The following is a 26,764-nucleotide window of genomic DNA, read 5'->3' on the forward strand; positions in this document are numbered from 1 at the left end:
CAGGAACCGCAAGGCACTCCGGCACTCACCGACAGCGACGATGCTCAATTCCCCCACAGACCGGCTCGTCAAGCCGATTCATCTGATGCCCGCTTCCGCGCGTGCGCGGGTCGCGTCAACGGCGACACCGCTGCAGGCGCGATTGCAGCGCGAGCTGAAAGGCGATGTGTTGTTCGATCGCGCATCGCGCGGACGCTATGCGACCGATGCGTCGATCTATCAGATCGTGCCGCTCGGCGTCGTCGTGCCGAAGGATCAGGACGACTTGCGCGTTGCGCTGCAGATTGCCCGCGACAGCCGCGCGAGCGTGCTGGCGCGCGGCGCAGGCACGAGCCAATGCGGGCAGACAGTGGGCGAAGCGCTCGTCATCGACACGACGAAGTGGCTCAACAACATCATTCACTTCGACAAGGACGCGCGCACGGTCACGGTCGAACCGGGCGTCGTGCTCGATCACCTGAATGCGTGGCTCAGGCCGCATGGCCTCTGGTTTCCGGTGGACGTATCGACGAGCGCGCAATGCACGATCGGCGGCATGGCGGGCAACAACTCGTGCGGCTCGCGATCGATGGAATACGGGATCATGGTGCATAACGTCGACGCGATCGACGCGATCCTCGCCGACGGTCACGAAGCGCGCTTCGGCAAGCTGTCGTCGATGACGACCGATGCACGCACGCGCGATCTCGTCGATGGCGTGCGGGGCATCGCCATGCGCGAGCAACAGGAGATGCGCGAACGCATCCCGAAGGTGCTGCGACGCGTCGCGGGTTACAACCTCGATCTCTTCGATTGTCAGAGCCCGCTTGCATTCACCAACGACGGCGAGCCGAATCTTGCAAACCTTCTGGTCGGCTCCGAAGGCACGCTCGCGTTCAGCCGTCAACTGACATTGACGCTCGCGCCGTTGCCCGCGCACAAAACGCTCGGCGTCGTGAACTTCCCGAGCTTCTACGATGCGATGGACATGACGCAGCACATCGTGAAGCTGGGGCCGGTGGCGGTCGAGTTGGTCGATCGCACGATGATCAACCTCGCGATGTCGAATCCGGCGTTTCGTCCCGTCATCGCAAAGGCTCTGGTCGGCGAGCCGGAAGCGATTCTGCTCGTCGAGTTCGCGGGCGCGGATCGCGATACGCAAGTAGCAAAGCTTGCGCAGCTCGTCGCGTTGATGAGCGATCTCGGCTTGCCGGGATCGGTCGTGCAAATGCCCGATGCGGGGCCGCAGAAGGCCCTGTGGGAAGTGCGCAAGGCCGGTCTCAACATCATGATGAGCATGAAGGGCGATGGCAAGCCGGTGTCCTTCATCGAAGACTGCGCGGTGCCGCTCGAACATCTCGCCGAATACACCAGCCGATTGACCGATGTATTCAGGAAGCACGGAACCGAAGGAACGTGGTACGCGCATGCGAGCGTCGGCACGCTGCATGTGAGGCCGATCCTCGACATGCGCCGCGACGGGGCCATCAAGATGCGCGCGATCGCCGAAGAAGCCGCGGCGATGGTGCGCGAATACAAGGGCGCGTTCTCGGGTGAGCACGGCGATGGTCTGTGCCGCGGCGAATGGGTGGCGTGGCAATACGGCCCGCGCATCAACGAGGCATTTCGCGAGATCAAGCGGCTCTTCGATCCGGAGAACCGGCTGAGCCCTGATCGCATCGTGGCGCCGCCGAAGATGGATGATGCGCGCAACTTCCGCTTTCCGCCTTCTTATCGCGAGCGTGGATTGACCCCTCGTCTCGACTGGTCGGCATGGAACGTCACCCGCGATCCATTGACGGGCGAGCACGGCGTGCCGGGATCGGGCGGCGATCTGTCGGGCGGGCTCGCGAAAGCGGTCGAGATGTGCAACAACAACGGCCATTGCCGCAAGTTCGATGCAGGCACGATGTGCCCGAGCTATCGCATCACGAAGGACGAGCAGCATCTCACGCGCGGCCGTGCGAACACGTTGCGGCTCGCATTGTCGGGACAATTGGGCGATGACGGCCTCGCGAGTCAGGATGTGAAGGACGTCCTCGATCTATGCGTCTCGTGCAAGGGTTGCAAGCGCGATTGCCCGACCGGTGTCGACATGGCGCGTATCAAGATCGAGGCACGCGCCGCATGGACGCAGCGTCATGGCGTTCGATTGCGTGAGCGCCTGATTGCGTTCCTGCCGCGCTATGCGCCGTATGCGAGCCGCATGCCTGCGCTGTCGCATGTTTTCGAATCGAACATGCCGGGCGTGGCGCGCTGGCTGAAGTCGAAACTCGGTCTCGCGCGGCAACGTGCGTTTCCACGTTTCGAAAAGCCGTTTCTCGCGAATGCCACGGACAAACCGGTTGCGTCTGCAACTAACGAAGTCCTGCTCTTCGTCGACACGTTCAACAACTACATCGAACCCGAGAACGCGCGCGCAGCCAAGCGCGTGCTCGAAGCGGCAGGCTATGCGGTTCATCTGAACGTGAAGGCGGCCGAGCGGCCGCTCTGTTGCGGGCGCACGTTTCTTTCCGCCGGTCTCGTCGATGAAGCGAAGGTCGAAGCACGCCGCGCGCTCGACGCACTCATGCCTTATGTCGAGCGCGGCGTGATGATCGTCGGCCTGGAGCCTTCATGTCTGCTCTCGCTGCGTGACGAGTTTCTCGGGTACGGCTATGGCGATGCCGCGCGCAAGCTGTCGCAAGCGTCGTTTCTGTTCGAGGAATTTCTCGTGCGCGAAGAAGCGGAAGGGCGATTGCAACTGAAGCTCAAACCGCTCGGTCGATCCAAGGCTCTGTTGCACGGACATTGTCACCAGAAGGCATTCGATGCCGTGCGTCCCATCGAGAAAGTGCTCGGCTGGATTCCGGGGCTCGATGCGAGAACGATCGAATCATCGTGCTGCGGCATGGCGGGCAGCTTCGGATATGAAGCGGAACATTACGACGCATCGCAGGCGATGGCGGAGTTGTCGCTGCTGCCGGCTGTTCGCGCCGCACACGATGCGCTGATCGTGGCGGACGGCACGAGTTGCCGTCACCAGATCGCGGATGGTGCACAACGTGAGGCGCTTCATGTCGCGCGAGTTCTCGCCATGGCGCTCGATGCGATGGATTGAAAAGAGCAGGACAAGCGTTTCATTCACCGAAGCAAAAAAAGCGGACATCGACGAGCCGCGATCAGGAGACGAACCATGACATCACCGCGCAAACCACGCATTCGCAAACTGCGCCGCAGAACGCAATAGGCAGGCTCATACCGAGCTGCAGTCCTCATCCGACGTATTCACGTGAAGTTCCGCATGCCGTGACATCGGGCGCCTTTCGACATTCGAAGGTGGCTCGCGCACGCACGCGGCCAACAAGGAGACGATGATGTTCCGTCGAGCCACGACGCGCGTTCTACTATTGCTATGCGCGATGTATTTCATCACCTATATCGACCGGGTCAATGTCAGCACGGCGGCGGCCCAGTTCGGCGCGGAGCTTGGCCTCTCGCACACGCAAGTCGGTTTCGTGTTTTCCGCCTTTGCGTATCCGTATCTCGTGTTTCAGATCATCGGCGGATGGGTCGGCGACCGGTTCGGACCGCGGCGAACGCTCACGCTATGCGCAATCATCTGGGCGGGCGCCACCGTCCTCTCCGGTCTCGCGGGCGGCTTCGTGTCGCTGATCGTGGCTCGCGTGCTGCTCGGCCTCGGTGAGGGCGCGACCTTTCCGACCGCGACGCGCGCAATGTCGAACTGGATGCCCGCCGATCAGCGTGGTTTTGCACAAGGCATTACGCATGCAGCATCACGCATCGGCAATGCAGTGGCGCCGCCGCTCATCGTCTGGCTGATGGTCGCGACGAGCTGGCGCGGCGCGTTCATCATCACCGGCGTCATCAGTTTCCTTTGGGCGCTCGCATGGGTCTTCTATTTCCGCGATAACCCACGCGATCATCCGCGCATCACGGAAACAGAATGCGCGACGCTCGCGACGTATTCGGGTGTGAAGCAACGCACGCCTGTGCCGTGGCGCACGCTGCTCGGCCGCATGGCGCCCGTCACGGCCGTGTATTTCTGCTATGGCTGGGTCCTGTGGCTCTTTCTCGGCTGGATTCCGCAATACTTTCTGCACAGCTATCACATGCGGCTCGGCAAATCGGCGCTGTTCGCCTCGGGCGTGTTCTTCGCTGGCGTACTCGGCGACTGGCTCGGCGGCTCGCTCACCGATCGCATCCTGAGAAAGAGCGGCAACGTGCGGCTTGCGCGCAACGTGATGGTCGGCGTGTGCATGCTGCTGACGCTGCTCTCGCTCGCGCCGATCATGCTGATCTCCAATATCTCCATCACGCTCGCGGCGGTGTGCCTCTCGGCCGGCTTCTTCTTCAACGAAATGACGATCGGCCCGATGTGGTCCGTGCCCATGGATATCGCGCCCAAGCATTCGGGCACCGCGGCCGGCATCATGAATTCCGGTTCGGCGCTTGCGGCGATCATCAGCCCGGTCGTGGGCGGCTGGCTGATCGACCGCACAGGCAACTGGAACCTGCCGTTCACCGTGTCGATGATCCTGATGGCGGCCGGCATCGTCCTTTCGTTCATGATGCGCCCGGACCGTGCTCTGGAAGTCGAAGAGGAAAAGAGCGACGCGGCAGACACCCGCAAGTTCGTCTGACTCTGCGCACGCGGCGGTTCGGTGCATTTTGCATGCATTGAACCGCATCGAATAAAGCATTCAGCATGCAGCATTCAATTCTTGGAGGCGACGTGGCGGAACCATCCATCCTGATCGAGCGTGACGGCGATATCGCGACAGTCGTGATCGACCGGCCCGAGAAGCTCAACGCAATGACCAAGCACTTGTGGCGCTTGCTCGGAGAGACCATCGAGACGCTTTCCGGCGACGACACGCTGCGCTGCATCGTGCTGCGCGGCGCGGGCGAGAAAGCGTTCTCGCCGGGCAACGACATCGCGGAGTTCCGCACGGATCGCTCGAACGTCGAACAGGCGCGTACGTACGGCGCGATCATGCATCGCACTTTGCATGCATTACGCGAGTGCCGGCATCCTATCGTCGCGATGATTCATGGCATCTGCGTCGGCGGCGGTCTCGAGATCGCGGCGATGTCCGATCTGCGCATTTGCGGCGAATCGAGCCGCTTCGGCGTCCCCATCAAGAATCTCGGCCTCGTGATGGCGCATGCGGAAATGGAAGGGCTCGTGCGTCTTGCGGGGCCTGCCGTCGCGCTCGAGATTCTTCTCGAAGGACGCATCTTCGATGCAAAGGAAGCGCTTGCAAAAGGACTCGTCACGCGTGTCGTCGCGGATGGGGAAGTGACGGCGCACGCGTATGAAACCGCGCGGCGCATCGCGGACGGCGCACCGCTCGTCGCGCGCTGGCACAAGCAGTTCGTGCGCCGCGTGATGGAGCCTCAGCCGCTTACCGACGAAGAGCGCGATGAAGGCTTCGCATGCTTCGGCACTGAGGATTTTCGCATCGGCTATCAGGCCTTCCTCGACAAGATCAAACCGCAATTCAAGGGACGTTGACATGGCAGACACGAAATCGACAGCAGCGCCCGGCTCGGGACCGCTTGCGGGGATGCGCGTGATCGAACTCGCGCACATCATGTCGGGGCCCATCTGCGGGATGATGCTCGCGGACATGGGCGCCGATGTCATCAAAGTGGAGAAGATCCCCGGCGGCGACGATTGCCGTCGTTTCGCACCCATTCTTGCGAGCGGCGAATCCGCGTCGTTCATGATCGTGAACCGCAACAAGCGCGGCATCGCCCTCAATCTCAAGACCGAGGGCGGCAAGGAAGTGCTGAGGAAGATGCTCGCGAGCGCGGACGTCGTGACGGAGAACTATCGGCGCGGCACGATGGAAAAGCTCGGCATGGGCTACGAAACGCTGAAGGCCGTGAATCCGGGACTCATCTACTGCGCGATATCGGGCTATGGCCGCAGCGGGCCGATGGCCGACAAGGGCGGCTTCGATCTCATCGCGCAAGGGCTGAGCGGTTTGATGAGCATGACGGGCGAGCCGGGGCAGGCGCCGATCAAGGCGGGCTCGCCCGTCACCGACATCAACGCGGGCATCCTTGCGGCGCTCGGCATCAGTGCGGCTTATGCGCGCAAGCAGGCGACCGGTCTCGGGCAGATGGTCGATACGTCGCTCTTCGAAGCCGGCCTGCAGCAGATGTACTGGGCCTTCGCCAACTACTTCGCCGATGGCACCGTCCTGCCTAAAGCCGGCTCGGCCAACCCCACGAGCGCGCCGTATCAGGCGTTTCGCACGCGGGACGGCTGGGTGAACATCGGCGCGGCGAATCAGAGCAACTACGAGCGTCTCGTCGGCGTGTTGAATATTCCGGGACTCGCTGAGGACGAGCGCTTCCAGACCAACGCGGGACGTCTGAAGCATCGCGAGGCGCTCGTCGATATCCTGACGGCGCGTCTCATCGAACGCACGACCGACGAGTGGCTCGTTTCCTTCGATGCCATCGGATTGCCGAGCGGCGCGGTGTTGGGCGTGCCGGAAGCGTCGTCGCACGAGCAGGCCATGGCGCGCGGGATGATCGTCGAAACGGAGCATCCGCTTGCCGGCCCGATGCGCGGCATCGGCTTGCCGATTCACTTCTCCGAAGGCTGCACGAAGGCTTCGCGTCCCGCGCCGCTGCTCGGTCAGCACACCGGCGAAGTGCTCGACGAATACGGTTTCGACGAGGCGCGCATTCAGGCGCTCAAGGACGAAGGCGCGATTCTGGAAACGGAGGTTCCCGCGTGAAAGCGACGGGCGAGCAAATGGTTTTATGCATTCATCATGCAGTATGCAGCGCTATGATCGATGTCTGATCCAACTTCATCGACACCCTCTGCCATGACGCTCGCACCTCCTCCCGCCGCTCGCGCGGGCGATTCGCTCGCTTCGGTCGCCACGCCTTCCCTGATGATCGATCTCGATGCCTTCGACGCCAATCTCGCGGCGATGTCGGCGTTCGCCGCGCGTCATGGCGTCGCGTTGCGTCCGCATGCGAAGGCGCACAAGTGCAGCGAGATCGCGAAGCGTCAGGTCGGCGCGGGTGCGGTCGGCGTGTGTTGTCAGAAGCTGTCGGAGGCGTATCCGTTCGCGGCGGCGGGCATCGCGAGCATTCATGTCAGCAATGAGTTCGTCGGCGCGGACAAACTCGCGATGGCCGTCGAACTCGCATCGCATGTGCATCTTTCGGTATGCGTGGATGCGTTGCCGCAAGTTCGGGCCCTCGGCGACGCAGCGGCACGCGCGGGCGTCACGATCGACGTGCTGCCGGAAGTCGATGCAGGTCAGCATCGCTGCGGCGTGACGAGCGAAGATGGGCTGCTCGCGCTCGTCGACGGCATCGCAGCGCAGAGCGCGCTGCGCTTCGCAGGACTGCAGGCGTATCACGGCGGCATCCAGCACGTCGCGGATTGGATTGCACGCAAGGCCGAAGCAAGCCGCGCCGCCGATATCGCCGCACGCTACGTCCGCGCGCTCGATGTTCGCGGCGTGCGTTGCGGCATCGTGACGGGCGGCGGCACAGGCACTGTCGAGTTCGATGCTGCGAGTGGCGTCTTCACCGAATTGCAGCCGGGCTCGTATCTGTTCATGGACGGCGACTATGGCGGCATCGGTTGGGGCGGCGAATTGCGCTGGCGTCACAGTCTCCTCGTGCTGTCGACGGTCATGAGCGCCACGCGCCCCGGCATGGCCGTATGCGATGTCGGCCTGAAAGGGCTCGCGGTCGATTCGGGCTTGCCGCGCAGCGTGAACTGGCTCGGTGCGGGCGCCAAGCCCACGTTCAGTTATATCTCCGCGAACGATGAGCACGGCATGCTGCAAGCCCAGCACGATGCTGAAGGCGATTTCGCAGATCTCGTCGGCAAGCGTGTGCTGTTGCCGCCGGGTCATTGCGATCCGACCGTGAATCTCTACGATGAATACGTCTGCTATCGGGACGAACGCGTGACCGACATATGGCCGATCGACGCGCGCGGTCTTTCGCGCTAAGCCCGTGACTCCTTCGGCGGATAGATCGTGGCGATCAGCGCATCGACGTCGGCAACGATCAGTCCGATCACGAACTGCGCCACTTCCTGCGCGCCGTGCGTCGCTTCCTGTTGCTCGAGCATGGCCTTGAGTTCGTTCACGGCGGAACGTGCGCGCGCGAGCTTCTCATCGTCCTGACGATTCGCTGCAAGCACGCTCGCGAGCGTCTCGAACAAAGCCTGCAATTCGCGACCGGCCGCGCCGAGCCGAGCCGCGCAAGTATCGCGATCGAGGCGCGATACAGCTTTCGCGAGAAAGAGCGCATCGCTATGGAGACGCCGCAGAAACGGTGCGGCCTTGTCGATGGCATCCGAGCGGCGGTTCTGCACGAGCACGATGATGTGTTCGCGTTCGGCTTCCTTCAACGCATCGTCGAAGGCTTTTTGCGCCTCGGTGCTTTGCGTTTCGAGGCGCGTCGCGCGAGCATCATCCCGCTCGCCCGAAAGATGGAGCGCGATCAACTGGCCGAGGCTCTTCAACGTATCGGCGACGCTGCGATGCGCGGCCGTAAGCGCACGATTGGGCCAGAGCGCCGACACGACGAACGACGAAGCCGCGCCGATCAGAATCTCGAGCACGCGATGCATCGGCCGCTCGAAAGGCGATCCCGGTCCCGCCGGAATCAGCACGACGATCACGAGCGTCACGCACGCAAGCCTGAACGCAGGCCGCTTCGCGCTCAACGCGGCAAGCGGCACGAGCGCGACCGAAAACACCGCGAGCGGCGGCGCGCCGCGGTTCATCGCGACAATGCCGAGCACGCCCGCGATCGCGCCGATGAATGCGCCGATGATCTGGTCGCGAGCAATATCGACCGCCTGCGAGAGGCTCGGTTGCGTCACGATGACGAGCGTCGTGATAAGTGCCCAGTAACCTTCGGGCAGTGCGGCCAGTCGTGCGGCGGCATAGCTGATCGCGCAACTCATCAGTGTGCGAAGAAGGCGTCTTGCTTCGGGTGCGCCGAAGAAGGCGCGCACCTGAACTCGAGTACGAGTGATCGAAGTCATGCGGTCTCGGTCGTTGACGAAACGGGACAAGCGAAGGAGACGCGAAGCATGCGCGCCCGTGCTGCATTATGCCAATGTGCACGGTGCGAAAAAATGAAGCTGTTCAGGAAGGGAAAGACAAGGCGGCACATATGCCCGATGTTTCCGGGGCACATGTGCCGCCCTCGTGTCGCGACGTAAGCATCGGCACGGCTTCCACCAGCGTCGCTATATGAGCCTGAGTGGCCGGTGCTGGCATGGCGACCTTATCGGGCCGGCCCGGCGTTGAGCGGGAGTTTCGACGCGCGGGCACTGTCGGCTGTCATCTTTGCACCGCCGGGCTTGTAGCCGTTCGACATCAGCAGGAAGGCCATGATGTCGGCATAGTCCTGGTCCTTCATCTTGCCTGGACGGTCCGCGGGCATGTTGGTGGCCATGTAGGTGAAGATGCCGCCCACGGTGAGATGCGAATTCGACGGCGGTGCGAACGACGGACCTTGCAACGCGGGCGCTGTGATGCCTTGCAACTGTGCCCCATGGCACTTCGCGCACGAGCTCGAATAAAGCGCCTTGCCGTGCGTCGTTTGCGCTTGTTCGAACGTCGGCGGCTCGACGGTTCCCTCATTCGCGACCTTGATGAAGCGGCCGGCGCGCGCGCCATTCATGTCGGCGAGCATGATGCCGGAGTGCTTCGACGGTGCTGCAGAAGACGATGCAGTTTGCACGGGCAACGCCCACTGTTTCGTGAGCGCCTGAAGGCGGCCATCGTCGATCATCGATTTGAGCGCATCGTCGATGCGCGGACGCAACGCAGCGCTCCTGTCGCCGAATGCGAATGCCAGATGCCAGTCCGCGTAGGGCGAATTCGCGGCTGCGACGGTGAAGCTCTGTTGCGGATGCGCAATGCGATAAGCCACGACAGCCGGATACCACACGATCGCACGATAAGCGCGTCCGTTCGCGACTGCATCGACGGTCGATGCCGACGTGTTCTCTAGATCGAGCGTCACGTCGCGCTGCTGCACGGCGATCAGTTGTGCGGGGCTTGCATAGGTCGCGGCGACCGTGCGCTTTGCGGCATCGTTCAGAAGCACGTCAGGCGCTTCGATGCTGACGTAGCCCGCACGCAGATAGCCGCGCGAGAATTGCATCTTGCCACCCGATGCATCGGCGACGGTGGAACGGGGAAAGCCAGCGATCACATCGCAATCGCGCGCGAGCGTCTTGTCGAGTTCGTGAAGCGACACGCCGTCGTCGTCGCCTTCGCCGATACCGTGCGATACGAACGTTGCTGCGATGTTGGCGCGGGCGAAGACCGCTTGCGCGACGCTGCGGTCCAGCGCGGCCGAAGGACTGCCGGGAAACGTGCAGATCTTCACGGCCGCGTCGGAAGCCGATGGTGCGAGCGCGATGCATGCGGCCAGCATGCCTGCTGCGCGAATGGAGTTGAGCGAATGATTCATGTCGAAGCGTCCGGTGATGTCGGTGAGCACCGCAAGCGCGCGGCGATGCGCGCTCGCGGTTCGATCAGCATGGGTCAGGCGCGATTGAGCGCGAACACATAGAGCGTGCCGCCGCGCGGCACCTTGTCCGCGGCCTTCGCCATCGGTCCGCCCCAGATCGGATTGGCGCCACCGTATCCCGCGAGAATGGCAACGTATTCCTTGCCGTCGATCTCGTACACCGAAGGCTGGGCGATGATGCCGCTCGCGAGTTTGGGGCTTTGCCACAAGACCTTGCCGGTCTTTTCATCGAACGCGTAGAGATGGCCGTCGAGCGAGCCGCTGAATGCGAGGCCGCCCGCCGTCGTCGCGACGCCGCCGTTCCAAGGCAGCTTGGTCCAGTGGCTCCAGATCTTCTTGCCGGTGTCGACATCGATCGCCTGCAGTTCGCCGTAGCCCTTGCTGTTCGGTTCCGGCTTGATCTCGAAGCCTTCGCCGAGATAGGGCAGGCCTTCCATGTAGTTCACCGATTTGCCGGACAAGGACATGCACGCATGCAGCGCCGGCACGAAGGCTATATGTTTCTGCGGATCGTATGAAACGGACCACCAGTTCTTGCCTCCGAGGAAGCTCGGACACGTTTCGATGGTCGTGCCGGTCTTCGGATACTTGGCGGGATCCTGAATCGGCTTGCCATCGTCCGTATAGCCTGTGACCGATGTCGCGGTGACGAAGGGCCGCGCATAGATTAGCTTGCCGTTGCTGCGATCGATCGCATGGAAAAAGCCATTGCGGTCTGCGTGAATGATCGCGTCGTAGTCCTTGCCCTGATACTTGATGTTCGCGAGTACCGGCGTATTGACGCCGTCATAGTCCCACGTGTCATTCGTCGTGTATTGATAGTGCCACTTGAGGTCGCCCGTCTTCGGATCGAGCGCGAGCAACGAGTCGGAATAGAGGTTGTCGCCAGGACGAAGATCGGCGAGCCACGGTCCCGGATTTCCGACGCCCCAATAAAGCGTCTTGCTCGCCGCATCATAGGTGCCGGTGAGCCACGCGGGGGCGCCGCCATGCTCCTGCATGCCATCGGGCCATGTGTTGCCGCCGGGCTCCTTCGCGCCGGGCACCGTATAGCGTTTCCACAGCACCTTGCCGTCGTTGGGATCGAGTGCTGCGATGAAGCCGCGCGCGCCATACTCGCCGCCCGAGCTGCCGACGACGAGCGCGCCATCGAGTGCGAGCGGTGCGAGCGAGAACGCATATCCGACGCCCGGATCGAACATCGCCTTCTTCCACACGAGCGAGCCCGTTTGCGCATCGAGCGCGGCCACTTCGCCGTTCAACATCGCGACATAAACGTTCTTGCCGTATAACGCTACTCCGCGATTGACCACATCGCAACATGCGGTCTTGAACGATTTCGCATCGAGATTCGGCTCGTATTTCCAGAGTTGTTTGCCCGTTGCGGCATCGAATGCATAGACGTTGTCCTTGGGCGTCGTCACGAAGAGAAAGCGACCGTTGACGATGGGCGTGGCCTCGAAGCCTTGCTGCAAGTCCTTTGGAAACTTGTAGCTCCACACCTGCTTCAGGTTCTTCACGTTGCTCGTATCGATCTGCTTGAGCGGCGAATGCCCATGACCGTTATACGTGCGGTAATACGTGAGCCAGCCGGGGTCGTCTTGCGCGTTCGCGAGGCGTTCATAGCTGACGTCCGGGTACTGCGCCGGTGTGCCTTCCGCCGCGATGGCAAGATGCTGCGCCACGCTGAACGCAGCGACGGCACCTGCTGCAAGGGCCGCGACGCGCAGGGCCGGACTGAAGCGAATGTTCATCGTTGTCTCCTGGATATTGTCGATGCAACGTCTTATTGAAACTCGATAGCGATGCGAAACAGTTGCGACGTCATCAAGGCAAGTCATGTGCCATCGACGACCGATACGCGCAATCGCCTTGCTGTACGCGGTTGTCGCGTCCAAAGCGCTCAATGCGGGCGCATTGAGGCGTTATTGAAGAGGTGTTGCATCGTGGAGCAGTGGGACGTTTGACGTGTTGCCCGATGTGACAACGCGAGCTCAGTCGAGCCAACCTAGTCGACGCGCTGCATCGACGAAGCGATAGACATCCGCGGCGAGACCTGCGATGCCGAAGCGCGTCTCCAGTTCGCCGATGATCTCGTCGAGCGCGCGCGTGCCATCGCAGCGTGCGAGTATCTCGCCCGCGCTGCGGTTCAGTTCGACGCTGCCGTGCCGATGAACGATCTCGCACGTTTGCATGTCCGCATGCCAATGCAGCTTGAATGACGCACGCAGGCGCGGGCGCGTGCATGCGTCCGCATGCGCGGTCGTAGAGTTCATGTGGGACGGAAAGGGAAGGGTGCAGGCCCGGGGCAGATTCGCCCCAGGCTTGCCGTCATCGAAGGATCAACGTGTAGCGATGTACATCGTGATCTCGAAGCCGAAGCGCAGGTCGGTGAAGGCGGGTGTCGTCCATTGCATGTTCATCTCCTTGATGATGTTCGAGTTGGATCGCGAGCCGTTTCGCGACCGGTCCTCGAAATGCAAGGTCCATGCCTTCGATCATCGACAGTGCATGTGCACGCTCTTTGCCTTTCAATTCGATTTCGATGACGCGCAATGGATGTGACGATGTTGTTCCGCTTCGCAACAAGGGTGTACCGAAGTGAAACACTGCACTGAACAACTCATTGCTCCATCGATGAACATGCGGGCATCTTTCGATAGATGGTGTTGCGCGATATGCCCAAGGCGCGCGCGGCGGCGGAGACATTGCCACGATGTTGCGCGAGCGCCGCCGCGATCACGGATGCCGTGACTTCCTGCAGGCGTCCCGAAGCGAGCGCCGATGGAGCGCATGCTTCGGACACGCGATGCACGTTGGCGCGAGGTTCATCGAAGAAGTCTTCCGGTAGATGTTGCCGGCGAATGCAGCCGTCGTCGTCGACCATCGCTGCAGCAGTGCGTAGCAGGTTGCACAGTTGCCTGAAGTTGCCGGGCCACGCATAGCGCTCGAAGAGCGCCATTACGTCATCGTCGATGGACAGGCGCATGCCGCTCCCATCATCGGCGCTTACGGCGTGGAGCATCTTCGTTATCACGGCTGCGAGATCGGTGCGTTCGCGCAATGGCGGTAGTTTGACGACGAGCCCGTTCAGACGGTAGTACAAGTCCTCACGGAAGCGACTCTGCTCGATCATCTCGCGCAGGTTACGGTGCGTCGCGCAGATGATGGCGACATCGACAGGAATCGACTTGCTGGAGCCGAGCGGATCGACGACGCGCTCTTGCAGCACGCGCAAGAGGCGCACTTGCAGCGGGTAGGGCATGTCGCCGATTTCATCGAGAAAGAGCGTGCCGCCATTGGCCTGTAGCAGCTTGCCCGCCGCGCCCTTGCGCCGTGCGCCCGTGAACGCGCCTTCCTCATAACCGAAGAGTTCCGATTCGATCAGGTTCTCCGGGATCGATGCGCAGTTCACCGCGACGAACGGCCCCGCGCGACGCGGCGAATCGCTGTGAATGGCTTGTGCGAGCAGTTCCTTGCCGGTGCCGGTCTCGCCGGTGATGAGTATCGGTATGTCCTTGCCGATGACCTTGCGTACCTTGCCGATGACCGCGGCCACTTTCGGGTCGCCCGTGTCGAGCGATGCGAGCTTCGACGATGAATCGATCGCAGCCGATGCGCGCGGCGCGGATCTCATCGGCAAGGACATGGACGCCGTTTCGACGAAAGGCGCGCGGTTGAGGCGCACGCGGGCGCATACGACTGCGCCATTGTTGAGATCGAGCGACATGTGCGGCGCGCGGCTCGCTTGCGAACGATCGATCAGTTGCGCGCTCGTCAGTCCGAAGAGCGACGACAGCGTATGCGCGCGCAGCGCCGAGAGCGGCAAGCCGAACTGAAACTGCGCGCTGCGATTGGCGGAGAGAAAACGTCCATCGCAGGTGAAGGCCATGATCCCTTCCATCAGCGTGCCGAGAAACTCGGGGCGGCTGTGAAATGCGATCTGCAACATCCCCTGAAAAGTGCTGGAAAACAGGTGGTTTTCGATCATCTGGACAGACATGCGCGCGAGGGCCATCGTGTGTCGATGGTAGCTGCGATGATCGCCGGTGACGTCGAGCACGCCGATCAGATCGCCGTACGGATCGAGAATCGGCACGCTGGAGCAGGTCAGAAAACGATTGGCCGCAAGATAGTGTTGATCGCCGTGCACGACCGTCGGCGAGCGTTCTGCGATGGCCGTGCCGATGGCGTTGGTCCCTTGCCGTTCCTCGGCCCAGTTCGCCCCCGCCCTGAGCGCGACCTTTTCTGCGCGTGCGAGGAAGTCGTCATCGCCTGTGGAGTGGAGGATGAGCCCTTGTGCGTCGGTCAGTACGATCATGCTTTGCGTGTTGACGATCTGTTCACGCAGCGTTTCCATCACCGGCGTCGCGTGCGCGCATAGCACGCGGTTCTGCTCGAGCTTGAGGAGCAACTCGCCTTCGGTAAGCACGTCGTAGTCGGGTCGTGTCGAGGCGTTCAGACCGAATGTCTCGGAGCGTTCGTGCGCCTTGCGTATCGCGGGAATCAGCCAGGCGCTCTGTCGTTCATCGTGGGTAGCCGCGATCTCGTGGATGTTGTCTTGCATCGTCTCCTCCGTTGTGCAAGTGCCGGTCATGTCGCCGGATATTTGAGCGAGGAGGAAAGCAAGTCCTGCGCCAATGAGCGCCGTCGACGGCTGTTGTTGGCTAATCGAAAGGATGCGGGATGTCATCGTGACGCCGACAGCTCCGCGGACGTTGTGTTGGGCTGCGTATGACTCGACGCGCTGACGGAGCACGTGTGTCTGCACCCTGCGAGCGCGCCGCGCAAGGCGCTGCCGGGCATCCGAGCGTTGCGCCCGCGCGTTGGCATATCCAATGCAAAAGACCAGGCGAGCGCCGACACACGCTCGATTCGACTCAAACGAACGCTTGCTCACGCACCGTAAGGAGAAACACCATGACGAACCTGAAGCTCGACGATCTGCAACATAGTCAGGAGCTTTCCGCTTCCGAGATGAAGCGCATCATCGGCGGAGACAAAAAGGAGCCAGCCGGCAGACCCATCCATATCGACGCTCAGAGCGGCGTGCTGACGTTCAAGGACGGCTCGAAGTGGACGATGGATCTTGACGGCAAGCTGCATCCGCTGTGATTCGCGCACATCGATGCTGCTTGCAGGAAGGCCGGACGAGCCTCGCGGCGCGGCCGGCCTTTTGTCTTTTGCCTTTTGCCTTTTGCCTTTTGCATTCAGAGTTTCCGAAGGCTTTTTGAGTTACGCGTTTTGCATGCGAAATCAAAGGCCGGTTCGACCCGCCGTCAGCACGAGGCGCAGGCCGAGCATCGCGATGACGCTCGCTGCGAAACGGTCGATCCACTTCCTCGCCCGCAGATACATCTCGCGCGGACGCTTGCTTGAGAAGCCAAGCGCGACGATGGTGTACCAGCCCGTCTCGATCACGAAGACCATAGGCGGCAATACGAAGTAGCACCACAGCGGAGGATGCTGCGGCAAGAGCGCCGCGAAAATGCTGCCGTACCAGATGGCTGTCTTGGGATTGCTCAGTTGCGTCGAGAGGCCAAGCCAAAAGGACTTTCGAGCGCGCCCGGTGAGCCGGGACGCGCCGTCCGTTGCCGGCATCTCCATCGGCTGCGCGGCGCCCCGCCAAATCTTCGACGCCACATAAATCAGATACAGGCCACCGGCGACCTTCAGCGCGAGATAGAGCCACTCGACGGCAACGAGCAGCGTGTACAGTCCCGCGAGGGCGACGCCGCCGAAGAAGATGCCGCCCACGCCCATGCCGAGCGCGGTCGCGAGGCCATCGGCGCGTGATATGCCGATGGCATTGCGCGCCACGATTACGAAGCTCGGGCCCGGAATCATCGCGCCCAGCAACAGTGAAAAGAGAATCGCGAGTACGGCGGTCGAAGCGGTCATCGGAATAACTCCTTCGGATGTGCAGTTTGAATGCGGCATGCAAAACGCCGGATTGCATTCACGACGCATGATACGTCCGACTTCACGTGCATCGCGTCAGGCGCCGCTGCCGGCGACGCTGTCTTCGTGGATGGCGCGATTGCGCCCGCTGCGTTTGGCGAGATAGAGCGCGGCGTCGGCATTGTTCAGCAACTTGAGCGCGTCGTCGTTATGGCGTGGCGAGGCCGTGGCAATGCCGATGCTGATCGTCAGCACGCTCCTTGGCGCCGCGCTGTGAGGAATGGCGAGTTGTTCCACGTTCTCGCGCAGACGCTCGGCAAATGTGAGCGCGCCGCTCGCCGCGGCGCCCGGCAAAACCACGACGAATTCTTCGCCGCCATAGCGCGCGACGATGTCGCCGGGGCGCTTCGCGGCATTTTGTATGCAGTCGGCCACGGCGATGAGCGCGTCGTCGCCCATCGCGTGACCGTAGGTGTCGTTATAGAGCTTGAAGTGGTCCACGTCGATGAATAGCGCGGACAGGGGCTGATCGACGCGGCGCGCTCGCCGCCATTCTTCGTCGAGCTGCCGGTCCAGCGCGCGGCGGTTGCATAGTCCGGTGAGCGCATCGGTACCCGCGAGCCGTTGCAGCTTCTCTTGCGCAATTGCTCGCGAGCGCAGTGAAATTGCGAGCAGCCATGAGATGACGATGAAGCCGCCTCCGAACGCCATCGTCAATCCGCCGATGACGAGGCTGCGTTCGCGCCACGCCGCGAGGACGTCATCCTCGGCGGGCGCGACCGCCGCGATCAATCGGGTGCCGGGTACGTGCTGGAATGTATAGAGCCGCCTGACGCCATCGAGCGGAGACCGTGAGATGTATGAGCCTGAAGCCGCGTCGCGCATCGCGGAGAAGGTCGGCGATTTCGCGACGTAGCCGTCGCTATCGCCTGGCAGCGCAGGCTTGCGCGCGATCATCACGCCATCCTGCTGTACGATGAACACCGCGCCCGAAGTGCCGAGCTTCACGCGCGACAGCAGGTCCTTGAAGTAGGAGACGTTCAAGGCGATCACGGCGACGCCCGCAAACGAGCCATCCGATGCATCGATGCGCCGGCTCAATGCGAGCGAAGCCGCGCCCTTGCGCAATCGCGACGCATAGGGTCCGGAAATGTAGAGACCGGCGTCGGGGTGCTCGGCGTGGACCTTGAAGTAGTCGCGATCGTTGAAGAGCAAGTCGGCATGATCGGAAGGATCGCGTTCGATGACGATGCGTCCCTCGCGATTCATCACGAATGCGCCGCCGACGGAGTTCATGCCGGTGGCGCCATCGAATAGAACAAGCTTGCGCAGATCAGGCGGAAGCCCCATTACGGCAGGGTTTCTAACGCCATTGACGATGGTGCGCAGCGACAGGTCGCTCGATTCGATATTGCGCGCGATATCGGCGCTCAAGGTGGCGACGAGGTTGGCCGCAGCCTGATGCGCGTTTTGCAGCGCTTGCGCGCGTCCCTGCCACAGCGCGGCAAACGACAACACGGCCATACAAATGGCGATGGCGGTGCCGATAAGACCAGCGAGCGCCGGAAAGTGCGAAAACACTTCGGCGAAGCGGATTGCGGCGCTGCTGTTGCGTCGCATCAACCGGCGACTGACCATGCGTCCGGTCTTACGAACGGCTTTTAATCTGGCGGGCATTCAGGTTCTCCGCGCGGCGCGATTTCCGCACATCCGGGCAAGACATGATGTGCGGCGCGACTGCGCTATGCGTCGAGAAACTCCGTATCTTATGGATTGGTTTGCATCTTATGCGCTATGTGGTGAACAGCGCCGCGCGTATTTGCACCCCGATTGTAGTCGCTCAGGCTCAATCCTTTCTGCACGGCCATGCTCGAATCACCCGCCGCGCCCGCCCATGCGCTTGCGAATCTCCGAGTCGAGAATGAGCCGCCCGCGCAGCTTGCCCTTCATGCGCTTCACATAGCGCGGCGCCTCGGTCATGTGAATCACCATCAGTTCTCGAACCTTGTCCGCGTCCCGCGCGCGCGCCGCTTCGGTGATCGCCTTGTGAATCTTCACGTTCGCGCGGCCGAAGCGTTCATGTTCGGCTTGCGGCGTGTCGTTCCTGAACTCGATGAGTTGCCGGATCATTTCGTTGATCAACTCGCAGGTGAAGCGCAAAAACGGATTGGGATTCGCAGCGGCCAGAATATCGTGGAAGTTCACGTCCTCCTGTCGTTGCCGGACGATGTCGCGATTCGCGTGCGCCGAGGCCGGCTCGTCGCAACAAGCGATGTTCGCTTCCAGCGCGTTGAAGTCATCGTCGGTGAGATGCGGCACTGCGCCCGCAGCGAGCTCCGGTTCGAGCAACTGACGCACCGTATAGATATCGTCGATGGTCACGTCCTTGAAGAACAGATAGTTCTGCAAGAGTTGCAAGGTGCGATCGAGCGGCACCTCGACGATCGTGCCTCCACCCGAAGGTCCCGTCGTCACTTTGATCAGCCCTTGCACTTCCAGCGATTTGAGCGCCTCGCGCGTCGTGCTCTTGCTGACGGAGAAGAGCTGCTGCAATTCCACTTCACGCGGCAGCCTGTCGCCGGGCTTCAGGTTCTTTTCCGTGATCAGCCGCTTGATTTCTTCGGCGACGAGATCCGCGCGCTTGGGCTGTTTGATCGGCTGTTGCGCGATTTCGATTGCCGCCCCGGTGCGTTTTGCACGCTCCATCACCATGTCGATGCTCCCTGTCTTTGTCTGCTTTATACGCGCGCGTGTCGCGAATTCGCAGACTGGAATATTGCCTTATTGACACCCGAATTTATTGTTCCTAGCATCAGGTTCATTGTATTTATCATGATAAATAGAATGAACCGAGCCGAGGCTTGAACCTACCACGAAAAAAAGCGGGGCGGCTGCGCGGGTCATCTTCTCAAGGAGCGTCAATTTTGAATCGCCGAAACATGTTGAAGCTGGCCGCGCTGTCGGCCATTCCAGGATCGTTCGAAGCGCTCGTCGCAAGAAGCGCCTTTGCGCAGGGCTCGCCGATCCAGTTCGCATGCCCTGTGCCGATGTCCGGTCCGTTCGCGGCCAATGGCAAGTACGCCGATCTCGGCATGAAGCTGGCTATCGAACAATACGGCAAGGTGCTGGGTCAACCGCTCGCCTATGCGACGCTCGACACCGAGGGAAAACCCGCAACGGCCGTGCGCCGCGTGCAGGAAATCGCGCAGCAGAAGAACGCACGTTATTTCGCGGGCGGCATTCTTTCGTCGGAAGCACTCGCGATGGGCAAGGAAGCGGAGAAGGCCGGCGGCATCTTCATCACGACTGCGGGCGCCGACGAACTCACCGGCAAGGATTGCAACAGCGCGACGTTTCGCTGGTCGGTGCCCACTTTCGGCGCGATCGAGCAAACGGTGCGGCCGCTCATTCAGTCGATGCCCAATGCAAAGCGCTGGTACACGATCACGCCGCAATACGTGTTCGGAGACGGGCTTTTATCGGCGGCGAAGAACATCTTCAAAGAGAAGGGTATCGAGCATGTGGGCAACAGCTATCACTCGCTCAATGAAAAAGAGTTCAGCGGTTATTTGACGAATGCTGTCGCGGCGAAGCCCGATGTTCTTCTTATCCTCAACTTCGGCTCGCAATCATCGGACACGTTGCGTCAGGCCGTGAGCTTTGGCATGAAGAACAACTGCACGATCCTGATGGCATGGGCGTCGGGGCTGGAGCAATTCGAAGCACTCGGACCGGAAATCTGCGAGGGCGTCTATTTCGGCGCGCAATACTGGCATGCGGTCGATACGCCGCTCAATCAGGACCTCGTCAAGCGCGTGAATGCGGCTTATAAGTCGAACCCTAACTATAGCCTCGCGGGTTCGTACATCTGCACGAAGATTTTGCTCGACGGCATCGTAAAAGCGGGCACCGCCGACCCGAAAAAAGTCGTCGCTGCGCTGCAAGGCATGAAGTACGCGGGCCTGACCGGGCCGGAGGAAATTCGCGCGGGCGATCATCAGGTGTTGAAGAACTACTATCTTCTCAAAGGCAAGCCCAAGAGCAAGATGAAGGATAAAGACGATTACGCCGACATCGTGAGTTCGGGCCAGTCGTTCCTGCCGCTCGACAAGACGCAATGCAAGCTTGCGTGATCGCCTGATCTTGTGACGCGCGTTGTTTTCATGCGAATGCGGGCGAGTTCTGCATTCGCGTTGCCACTCTTCTGATGCAAGGCCATGAACGTTTATCTGTTGCAGGTCGTGAACGGCATCGGCGTGGGCATGCTGTATTTTCTGCTCGCGGTCGGGTTGTCGATCGTGTTCGGGTTGCTGCGCTTCGTGAACTTCGCGCACGGCGCTTTCTATCTGCTGGGCGCGTACTTCTGTTATCAGGCGATGCAGTGGTCGATGAACTTCTGGAGTGCGCTCGCCGTCGTGCCCATCGTCGTCGGCGTGATCGCATGGATCGTCGAGAAAGTCGTGCTGCGCCACGTCTATGCACAGCAACACGAGTTCCATATTCTCGCGACAGTCGGCCTTGCGCTCGTGATTCAGGAGTGCGCGATCATCGCGTGGGGACCGCTCGGCGATAACGTCCCGGTGCCGGACGTTCTCAACGGCGTTGTGATGTGGGGCAGCTTCATCTACCCGAAGTATCGCCTCTTCGTCATCGCGTTCACGGCGGTGCTGGCGGGCATTCTATGGTGGGTGCTCGAAGGCACGCGGCTGGGCAGCGCTGTGCGAGCGGGCAGCGAATCGAGCGAGATGGTATCGCTGCTCGGCATCAACGTGACGCGCATCTTCAGTCTTGTATTCGCGCTCGGTGCGGGAACAGCGGCACTCGCGGGCGTGCTCGCCGCGCCGATACGCGGCGTCGATCCGTTCATGGGGATCGAAGCACTCGGCGTCGCATTTGTCGTCGTGGTCGTGGGCGGCATGGGCAATTTTCTGGGTGCGCTCGTCGGCGGACTGCTCGTCGGCATCGTGCAGAGCGTGATGAGTACGCTGTGGCCGGAAGGCGCGCGTCTCATGATCTATGTGGCGATGGCCGCGGTGCTGCTGCTGCGTCCGAACGGATTACTCGGGAGGACCGCGTGAATTCCAAACTGGATTCGAAGACGCTGGACATGAGCGCGCCACCGCGATCCCTCAGGCAGTCGCTTCATCGCTATCGCTTTCTGTTGCTCGCGGCCATCGTCGTCTGCGTTCTTCCCCTGACGATTCGCTCCGGATCGCTCGCAACCGAAGTGCTAGTCTATGCGCTCGCCGCGCTCGGCTGTAATCTGCTGCTCGGGCATACGGGCCTGCTGTCGTTCGGACAAGGCATATTCTTCGGTCTAGGAAGCTATGCCGCGGGTCTGATCCTCACGAAGTCAGGGCTTCAGATTCCTGCGGCATTGCTCGGCGCCATCATCGCGGGTGCGCTCGCCGCGGCTCTCGTCGGATGGTTCTCCATTCGTCAGCGCGGCGCGTACTTCGTGATGCTCACGCTCGCATTCGGGCAGATGTTCTACTTCCTTGCCTATACGACACCCGATCTCACCGGCGGCGACAACGGCTTGCTCGATATTCCGCGGCCCGCGTTGTCATTCTTCGGGCAGCCACTCGTTTCGCTCGTGTCGCCGTGGCAGTACTACGCGTTCGTCGCCGTATTGTTCTTGATCGCATTCTGGTTCATGTTGCGCGTGTCGCATTCGGTCTTCGGCCGCACGCTGCTCGCAATCCGCGATAATGAGGCGCGCGCCGCTGCCGTAGGTTATGACGTAAAGCGTTTCAAGCTGGCCGCGTTCGTCGTATCGGGTGCGGTCACCGGCCTGGCCGGGGCATTGCACGCGATGATGACGGGCATCGCGCCGTTATCGAACATCGACTACCACACGAGCGAGATGATTCTCGTGATGACCGTTATCGGCGGTACGGGCAATCTCTTTTCTTCCGTACTGGGCGCAGCGTTCTATGTGCTATTCGCCGACTGGCTTTCAACGCTATGGCCGCGCTGGCTGCTGTTGCTCGGGCTCGTGCTGATCGCGGTAAGTCTCTTCATGCAGCGCGGTTTGTGGGGTCTGGGTGAACGCATCTGGCGCGCGATGAAGCGCGATCGAGGAGAGCCGGCATGAGCGCGTCGATACTGGAAGCAAAGGGCGTCGTGAAGCGCTATGGCAAGTTCGCCGCGCTAACCGATGTGAATCTGCGCATCGCAAGGAACACGGTGCATTCCGTGATCGGACCGAACGGTGCGGGCAAGACCACACTGTTTCATGTGTTGACCGGGACCGTGCCGATCACCGCGGGCAATATCGTGTTCGATGGTCACGACGTGACACAGGAACCCGATCATCGTCGCGTGAAGCGTGGCATCGCACGATCGTTTCAGGTGACGAGCCTCTTCACGAATCTGTCGGTGCGTGAGAATCTGCGGCTCGCCGCGCAAGGCGTGGACTCGAAGCGCGCACTCAACGCATGGACGCCGCCGCGCGGCGCGCTGGAACATCGCGATACGGTCGATGGCATTCTCGAACGTCTCGCGCTGCAACGCCTGGCGTCGACGCAGGCGAGCGCGTTATCGCATGGCCAGCAGCGGCGTCTCGAAGTGGGCATGGCGCTCGCCGCCCGGCCCAAGGCGATCTTTCTCGACGAGCCGACCTCGGGTATGGGCATCGACGATCTCGACGACATGAAGCATCTGATCCGCAGTCTGCGCGATGACTACACGGTCGTGCTGATCGAGCACAACATGGATATCGTGATGGACATCTCCGACATCATCACGGTGATGCAGCAAGGCCGCGTGCTTGTCGAAGGCAAGCCCGCCGATATCCGCGGGGACGAACGTGTGCGCAGCGCCTATCTCGGCAACATGATCACCGGAGGACGCGCATGATGCTCGATGTCGATAACATTCACGGCTATTACGGCAAGAGCCATATTCTTCAAGGCGTCTCGCTCACGATGGACGAAGGCGAAACCGTCACGCTGCTCGGCCGTAACGGCGCGGGAAAATCGACCACGCTGAAAAGCATCGCCGGCGTCGTGGCGCCGCAGCGCGGCAGCGTGAAGTTCAAGGGCGTCGAGCTCGCGAAGATGCCGCCGCACAAGATCGCTGCGCGCGGCGTGTGCTTCGTGCCGGAACATCGCGGTATCTTCAAGCTCTTGTCCGTCGAAGAGAATCTGCGGCTCGGCGCGCGCAAAGATTCTCCATGGCAACTCGCGGATATCTATCGCATCTTTCCGCGTCTCAAGGAGCGCCGGACGAACGGCGGTGGCCAACTCTCGGGCGGCGAGCAGCAGATGCTCGCGATCGGCCGCGCATTGATGAATCATCCGCGCTTGCTGATGCTCGATGAACCGGTGGAAGGACTCGCGCCTGTGATCGTCGAGGAAATCGTCGCGCAACTGAAGCTGATTCGCCAAGCGGGCGTGACGATTCTGCTCGTCGAACAGAATCTGGAAGTCTGCACGCAACTCGCGGATCGCCATTACATCATCGAGCAAGGGCGCATCGTGTACGAAGGAACGAACGATGCGTTCATCGCCGATGAATCGATCAAGGATCGCTATCTCGGCGTGGGCGTCGTCTGAACCTCATATCTGCATCACTCAGCTCAGGAACCTCGAATGCAAGCTCATGATATGCCGGCGCAGGCCGCTCTGCGCATCGACGGTGCGCGTCTCTGGAATAGTCTGATGGAACTCGCGCGCATCGGCGCGACGGAGAAGGGCGGCGTGTGCCGTCTCGCATTGACGCAACTCGACAAGCAAGGCCGCGATCTTTTTATCGCGTGGGCAAAGGAAATCGGCTGCACCGTGCGCGTGGATGCGATCGGCAACATCTTCGCGCGCCGTGCGGGCACGCGTGACGATCTTCCGCCTGTGATGACGGGCAGCCATATCGATACGCAACCGACGGGCGGCAAGTTCGATGGCAACTATGGCGTGCTGGCGGGCCTCGAAGTGTTGCGCACGCTGAATGACAATAACGTGCGTACGGTTGCGCCGCTCGAAGTTGCCGTCTGGACTAACGAGGAAGGCTCGCGCTTCGTGCCGGTGATGATGGGTTCCGGTGTATTCGCGGGCGCGTTCACGCTGGATCATGCACTCGCGCAGAAGGATCGCGACGGCGTGTTCGTGCGGGACGCGCTGGCATCGATAGGTTATGCGGGAGATCGCGTCGAGGCGCATGACGTGGGTGCGTATTTCGAAGCGCACATTGAGCAGGGTCCGGTGCTGGAGGCGAAGGACAAGGTGATCGGCGTCGTGCAAGGCGCGCTCGGTCAACGCTGGTACGACGTGACGATCGAAGGCATGGAAGCGCACGCGGGTCCGACGCCGATGGAACTGCGCCGCGACGCCTTGCTCGTCGCGGCAGATCTCATTCGCGCCGTCAATCGCATCGCAATCGATCATGCGCCGCATGGACGCGGAACGGTCGGCTGGGTCGACGTGCATCCGAACTCGCGCAATGTCATTCCGGGGCGCGTCAAGCTGACCGTTGATCTGCGCGCGCCAGACGACGCGACGCTTCTCGCAATGGACCGTGCAATGCGCGACGCATGCGAGCAAGCGGATCTGCCGGTCAAGGTAGACGAAGTTGTCTACTTCGCGCCGCAACCGTTCGACGCATCGCTGGTTGCGTCGGTGCGCGAGAGCGCCGATGCGCTCGGCTTCACGTCGATGGATGTTGTGAGCGGCGCGGGTCATGACGCCGTCTATCTCGCACGCGTGGCGCCGGCAGCGATGATCTTCGTGCCGTGCAAGGACGGCATCAGCCACAACGAGATCGAGGATGCGCGCGCCGATCATCTCGAAGCAGGCTGCAATGTGCTTCTGCAAGCGATGCTGCGCGCAGCCAACGCGTCCGAAGGAGACGCAGCATGAAGATACTCATCGCCCGCATGAACCACGAGACCAACACGTTCTCGCCCGTTGCGACGCCGCTCGAAGCATTCGGGCGCGACGGTCCGTGTCATGGCGCCGAAGCGTATAACGAAAATGCCGGCATGCGTACGGCGATGTCCGCATTCATCGATGCTGCGAAGCGCGAACATGCGGACATCGTGACGCCGATATCCGCTTCGGCAAATCCGAGCGGTCCCGTCGCTGCCGCCGCTTATGACGCGATCTGCCAGTCGATCGTCGATGCAACAGAAGGCTGCGATGCCGTGATGCTCGACCTCCACGGCGCGATGGTCGCGGAGAATTCGCCCGATGGCGAAGGCGATTTGCTGGAACGCGTGCGACGCGCGCTGCCACATGCGCCTATTGCCGTATCCCTCGATCTGCATGCGAACGTCACGCAGAAGATGATCGACAACGCGGACGTGATCACGAGCTTCAAGACCTATCCTCACGTCGATATGTACGAGAGCGGTGAGCATGCGGCGCGACTGCTGCTCGATCTGATTCATGACAAGGCGAAGCCCGTGATCGCTTGGGCGCAGCCGCCGCTGCTAACGCATACGCTGAGGAGTTCGACAGCGGACGGTGCAATGAAACGTGCAGTCGATGCCGCGCGCGCAGCCGAAGCTGAAGATGGCGTGCTGGCCGTGTCGGTGCTATCCGGTTTCTCGCTGGCGGATATCGCCGCCCCTTGCATCAGCGTGGTCGTGGTGGCGGATGGCGAGCGCGCGAAGGCGCAGAGCGTGGCGGACCGCATCGCGCGGCAAATCTGGAACGAGCGTGACGCGTTCGTTTATCGCAGCGTGCCGCTCACGCAATCGATCAGCGAGGGCGCTGCGCTCGCACGCGAAACGGACAAGCCCGTGCTGCTGCTCGACCACGGCGACAACTGCATGTCGGGCGGAACGTGCGACACGACCGACGCATTCGAAGAAGCGTTGAAGCAAGGACTCGATGGCATCGTCGTCGGACCTTTATGCGATCCCGAAGCTGTCGCGCAACTCTTCGCAGCCGGCGAGGGCGCAACGGTCACGATCGGCGTCGGCAACAAGCTAGCGAGCGTGGCGTCGCGAGCAAAGCCGCCGCTCGAGGTTACCGGCATAGTGCGGGCGTTGACCGATGGCGAATACATCATCAGCGGACCGACGTATACGGGGCAGCGCGCGTTCATGGGCCGCGCGGCCGTGATCGAGACCGCCGCGGCGCGCATCCTTGTAACGGAACGCACGCACGAGCCGTGGGACCTGGGCGTGTTCGAGAGTGTCGGCATCGATCCACGCGGCGCGCGCTTTCTGATTCTCAAGTCGCGCATGTATTGCCGCCCCGTCTTCGTGCCGATATCGGGTGGCCTCGTCGAATGCGATAGCCGCGGTGTCACGAGTTCGGACTATGGACTCTTCGCATTCGAGAACCTGAAGCGGCCCGTCTATCCGCTGGATTCGAACGTCGAATATTGATCG

At 61.8% G+C, this 26,764-nt stretch carries 22 protein-coding genes; 13 read left to right on the top strand and 9 right to left on the bottom strand.

The window, feature by feature from the left end; translation table 11 throughout:
• Window positions 1-40 precede the first annotated feature (40 nt).
• From NCS67_RS21105 to NCS67_RS21125, 5 genes are all read left to right on the top strand, one after another.
• Window positions 41-3,079 carry an FAD-binding and (Fe-S)-binding domain-containing protein gene (locus NCS67_RS21105; RefSeq protein WP_250436427.1) on the top strand — a complete coding sequence of 1,013 codons (3,039 nt, stop codon included), beginning with the start codon at window positions 41-43 and terminating at the stop codon, window positions 3,077-3,079.
• 253 nt (window positions 3,080-3,332) lie between these two features.
• On the top strand, window positions 3,333-4,622 hold the full coding sequence (locus NCS67_RS21110; protein ID WP_250436428.1) for an MFS transporter: 1,290 nt from the start codon (window positions 3,333-3,335) through the stop codon (window positions 4,620-4,622).
• A gap of 65 nt (window positions 4,623-4,687) precedes the next feature.
• Window positions 4,688-5,497 carry an enoyl-CoA hydratase/isomerase family protein gene (locus NCS67_RS21115; protein WP_284504127.1) on the top strand — a complete coding sequence of 270 codons (810 nt, stop codon included), beginning with the start codon at window positions 4,688-4,690 and terminating at the stop codon, window positions 5,495-5,497.
• Between the two features lies 1 nt (window position 5,498).
• Window positions 5,499-6,737, top strand: a complete 1,239-nt coding sequence (locus NCS67_RS21120; protein WP_250436430.1) for a CaiB/BaiF CoA transferase family protein — start codon at window positions 5,499-5,501, stop codon at window positions 6,735-6,737.
• Between the two features lie 93 nt (window positions 6,738-6,830).
• On the top strand, window positions 6,831-7,979 hold the full coding sequence (locus tag NCS67_RS21125; protein ID WP_250436431.1) for a DSD1 family PLP-dependent enzyme: 1,149 nt from the start codon (window positions 6,831-6,833) through the stop codon (window positions 7,977-7,979).
• Here the strand turns inward: NCS67_RS21125 and NCS67_RS21130 are convergent.
• The 6 genes from NCS67_RS21130 to NCS67_RS21155 all read right to left on the bottom strand — a co-directional run bounded on the left by NCS67_RS21130 (window position 7,976) and on the right by NCS67_RS21155 (window position 15,094).
• Window positions 7,976-9,025 (bottom strand): FUSC family protein, encoded by a 1,050-nt coding sequence (locus NCS67_RS21130; protein WP_250436432.1) that lies wholly within the window; start codon window positions 9,023-9,025, stop codon window positions 7,976-7,978. The two genes, NCS67_RS21125 and NCS67_RS21130, sit on opposite strands and share 4 nt — an antisense overlap.
• A 245-nt stretch (window positions 9,026-9,270) precedes the next feature.
• On the bottom strand, window positions 9,271-10,467 hold the full coding sequence (locus tag NCS67_RS21135; protein ID WP_033536259.1) for a c-type cytochrome: 1,197 nt from the start codon (window positions 10,465-10,467) through the stop codon (window positions 9,271-9,273).
• 74 nt (window positions 10,468-10,541) lie between these two features.
• The gene (locus NCS67_RS21140) at window positions 10,542-12,281 is read right to left on the bottom strand and encodes a methanol/ethanol family PQQ-dependent dehydrogenase (protein WP_250436434.1); all 1,740 of its coding nucleotides are present in this window, start codon (window positions 12,279-12,281) and stop codon (window positions 10,542-10,544) included.
• 240 nt (window positions 12,282-12,521) lie between these two features.
• The gene (gene pqqD / locus NCS67_RS21145) at window positions 12,522-12,803 is read right to left on the bottom strand and encodes a pyrroloquinoline quinone biosynthesis peptide chaperone PqqD (RefSeq protein WP_175980691.1); all 282 of its coding nucleotides are present in this window, start codon (window positions 12,801-12,803) and stop codon (window positions 12,522-12,524) included.
• A 66-nt stretch (window positions 12,804-12,869) separates the two neighbouring features.
• Entirely contained in the window at window positions 12,870-12,944 is a 75-nt protein-coding gene (pqqA, locus tag NCS67_RS21150) for a pyrroloquinoline quinone precursor peptide PqqA (protein ID WP_008347847.1), read from the bottom strand.
• 206 nt (window positions 12,945-13,150) lie between these two features.
• Window positions 13,151-15,094, bottom strand: a complete 1,944-nt coding sequence (locus tag NCS67_RS21155; RefSeq protein WP_250436435.1) for a sigma-54-dependent Fis family transcriptional regulator — start codon at window positions 15,092-15,094, stop codon at window positions 13,151-13,153.
• 353 nt (window positions 15,095-15,447) lie between these two features.
• On the opposite strand from NCS67_RS21155, the gene NCS67_RS21160 reads away from it, so the two are divergent.
• The gene (locus NCS67_RS21160) at window positions 15,448-15,642 is read left to right on the top strand and encodes a hypothetical protein (protein ID WP_008347853.1); all 195 of its coding nucleotides are present in this window, start codon (window positions 15,448-15,450) and stop codon (window positions 15,640-15,642) included.
• A gap of 141 nt (window positions 15,643-15,783) precedes the next feature.
• Here the strand turns inward: NCS67_RS21160 and NCS67_RS21165 are convergent, their stop codons facing one another.
• The 3 genes from NCS67_RS21165 to NCS67_RS21175 form a co-directional block, all read right to left on the bottom strand.
• Window positions 15,784-16,428, bottom strand: coding sequence for a LysE family translocator (locus NCS67_RS21165; protein WP_250436438.1), 645 nt, complete (start codon window positions 16,426-16,428; stop codon window positions 15,784-15,786).
• 96 nt (window positions 16,429-16,524) lie between these two features.
• Window positions 16,525-18,048 carry a sensor domain-containing diguanylate cyclase gene (locus tag NCS67_RS21170; protein ID WP_250436440.1) on the bottom strand — a complete coding sequence of 508 codons (1,524 nt, stop codon included), beginning with the start codon at window positions 18,046-18,048 and terminating at the stop codon, window positions 16,525-16,527.
• 255 nt (window positions 18,049-18,303) lie between these two features.
• The gene (locus NCS67_RS21175; RefSeq protein WP_250436442.1) at window positions 18,304-19,140 is read right to left on the bottom strand and encodes a FadR/GntR family transcriptional regulator; all 837 of its coding nucleotides are present in this window, start codon (window positions 19,138-19,140) and stop codon (window positions 18,304-18,306) included.
• A gap of 212 nt (window positions 19,141-19,352) precedes the next feature.
• Here NCS67_RS21175 and NCS67_RS21180 point away from each other — a divergent pair, with 212 nt between their 5' ends.
• The 7 genes from NCS67_RS21180 to NCS67_RS21210 all read left to right on the top strand — a co-directional run bounded on the left by NCS67_RS21180 (window position 19,353) and on the right by NCS67_RS21210 (window position 26,761).
• Entirely contained in the window at window positions 19,353-20,561 is a 1,209-nt protein-coding gene (locus NCS67_RS21180; protein WP_008347858.1) for an ABC transporter substrate-binding protein, read from the top strand.
• A gap of 84 nt (window positions 20,562-20,645) precedes the next feature.
• Window positions 20,646-21,506, top strand: a complete 861-nt coding sequence (locus NCS67_RS21185) for a branched-chain amino acid ABC transporter permease (RefSeq protein ID WP_250436444.1) — start codon at window positions 20,646-20,648, stop codon at window positions 21,504-21,506.
• A 29-nt stretch (window positions 21,507-21,535) separates the two neighbouring features.
• Window positions 21,536-22,525, top strand: coding sequence for a branched-chain amino acid ABC transporter permease (locus tag NCS67_RS21190; RefSeq protein WP_235366230.1), 990 nt, complete (start codon window positions 21,536-21,538; stop codon window positions 22,523-22,525).
• Window positions 22,522-23,289 (top strand): ABC transporter ATP-binding protein, encoded by a 768-nt coding sequence (locus NCS67_RS21195; protein WP_008347861.1) that lies wholly within the window; start codon window positions 22,522-22,524, stop codon window positions 23,287-23,289. Before NCS67_RS21190 ends, NCS67_RS21195 begins: the two co-directional genes overlap by 4 nt.
• Window positions 23,286-23,987, top strand: coding sequence for an ABC transporter ATP-binding protein (locus NCS67_RS21200; protein ID WP_250436445.1), 702 nt, complete (start codon window positions 23,286-23,288; stop codon window positions 23,985-23,987). Before NCS67_RS21195 ends, NCS67_RS21200 begins: the two co-directional genes overlap by 4 nt.
• Before the next feature lie 36 nt (window positions 23,988-24,023).
• Window positions 24,024-25,283, top strand: coding sequence for a Zn-dependent hydrolase (locus NCS67_RS21205; protein WP_250436446.1), 1,260 nt, complete (start codon window positions 24,024-24,026; stop codon window positions 25,281-25,283).
• Window positions 25,280-26,761 (top strand): M81 family metallopeptidase, encoded by a 1,482-nt coding sequence (locus NCS67_RS21210; RefSeq protein WP_250436447.1) that lies wholly within the window; start codon window positions 25,280-25,282, stop codon window positions 26,759-26,761. Before NCS67_RS21205 ends, NCS67_RS21210 begins: the two co-directional genes overlap by 4 nt.
• The last annotated feature ends 3 nt before the right edge of the window (window positions 26,762-26,764 follow it).

Origin of the sequence: Caballeronia sp. ATUFL_F2_KS9A, from assembly GCF_023630765.1 — a bacterium.
Classification (GTDB): Bacteria; Pseudomonadota; Gammaproteobacteria; order Burkholderiales; family Burkholderiaceae; genus Caballeronia; species Caballeronia zhejiangensis.

Bases quoted from the DNA above. Each gene is read 5' to 3' on its own strand.
- NCS67_RS21140 (WP_250436434.1), bottom strand. From the start codon at position 12,281: ATGAACATTCGCTTCAGTCCGGCCCTGCGCGTCGCGGCCCTTGCAGCA.
- NCS67_RS21200 (WP_250436445.1), top strand. From the start codon at position 23,286: ATGATGCTCGATGTCGATAACATTCACGGCTATTACGGCAAGAGCCAT.
- NCS67_RS21135 (WP_033536259.1), bottom strand. From the start codon at position 10,467: ATGAATCATTCGCTCAACTCCATTCGCGCAGCAGGCATGCTGGCCGCA.
- NCS67_RS21165 (WP_250436438.1), bottom strand. From the start codon at position 16,428: ATGACCGCTTCGACCGCCGTACTCGCGATTCTCTTTTCACTGTTGCTG.
- NCS67_RS21155 (WP_250436435.1), bottom strand. From the start codon at position 15,094: ATGCAAGACAACATCCACGAGATCGCGGCTACCCACGATGAACGACAG.
- NCS67_RS21170 (WP_250436440.1), bottom strand. From the start codon at position 18,048: ATGCGACGCAACAGCAGCGCCGCAATCCGCTTCGCCGAAGTGTTTTCG.
- NCS67_RS21120 (WP_250436430.1), top strand. From the start codon at position 5,499: ATGGCAGACACGAAATCGACAGCAGCGCCCGGCTCGGGACCGCTTGCG.
- NCS67_RS21190 (WP_235366230.1), top strand. From the start codon at position 21,536: ATGAGCGCGCCACCGCGATCCCTCAGGCAGTCGCTTCATCGCTATCGC.
- NCS67_RS21160 (WP_008347853.1), top strand. From the start codon at position 15,448: ATGACGAACCTGAAGCTCGACGATCTGCAACATAGTCAGGAGCTTTCC.
- NCS67_RS21185 (WP_250436444.1), top strand. From the start codon at position 20,646: ATGAACGTTTATCTGTTGCAGGTCGTGAACGGCATCGGCGTGGGCATG.
- NCS67_RS21110 (WP_250436428.1), top strand. From the start codon at position 3,333: ATGATGTTCCGTCGAGCCACGACGCGCGTTCTACTATTGCTATGCGCG.
- NCS67_RS21115 (WP_284504127.1), top strand. From the start codon at position 4,688: ATGCAGCATTCAATTCTTGGAGGCGACGTGGCGGAACCATCCATCCTG.
- pqqD (WP_175980691.1), bottom strand. From the start codon at position 12,803: ATGAACTCTACGACCGCGCATGCGGACGCATGCACGCGCCCGCGCCTG.
- NCS67_RS21175 (WP_250436442.1), bottom strand. From the start codon at position 19,140: ATGGTGATGGAGCGTGCAAAACGCACCGGGGCGGCAATCGAAATCGCG.
- NCS67_RS21130 (WP_250436432.1), bottom strand. From the start codon at position 9,025: ATGACTTCGATCACTCGTACTCGAGTTCAGGTGCGCGCCTTCTTCGGC.
- NCS67_RS21125 (WP_250436431.1), top strand. From the start codon at position 6,831: ATGACGCTCGCACCTCCTCCCGCCGCTCGCGCGGGCGATTCGCTCGCT.
- NCS67_RS21195 (WP_008347861.1), top strand. From the start codon at position 22,522: ATGAGCGCGTCGATACTGGAAGCAAAGGGCGTCGTGAAGCGCTATGGC.
- NCS67_RS21205 (WP_250436446.1), top strand. From the start codon at position 24,024: ATGCAAGCTCATGATATGCCGGCGCAGGCCGCTCTGCGCATCGACGGT.
- NCS67_RS21105 (WP_250436427.1), top strand. From the start codon at position 41: ATGCTCAATTCCCCCACAGACCGGCTCGTCAAGCCGATTCATCTGATG.
- NCS67_RS21210 (WP_250436447.1), top strand. From the start codon at position 25,280: ATGAAGATACTCATCGCCCGCATGAACCACGAGACCAACACGTTCTCG.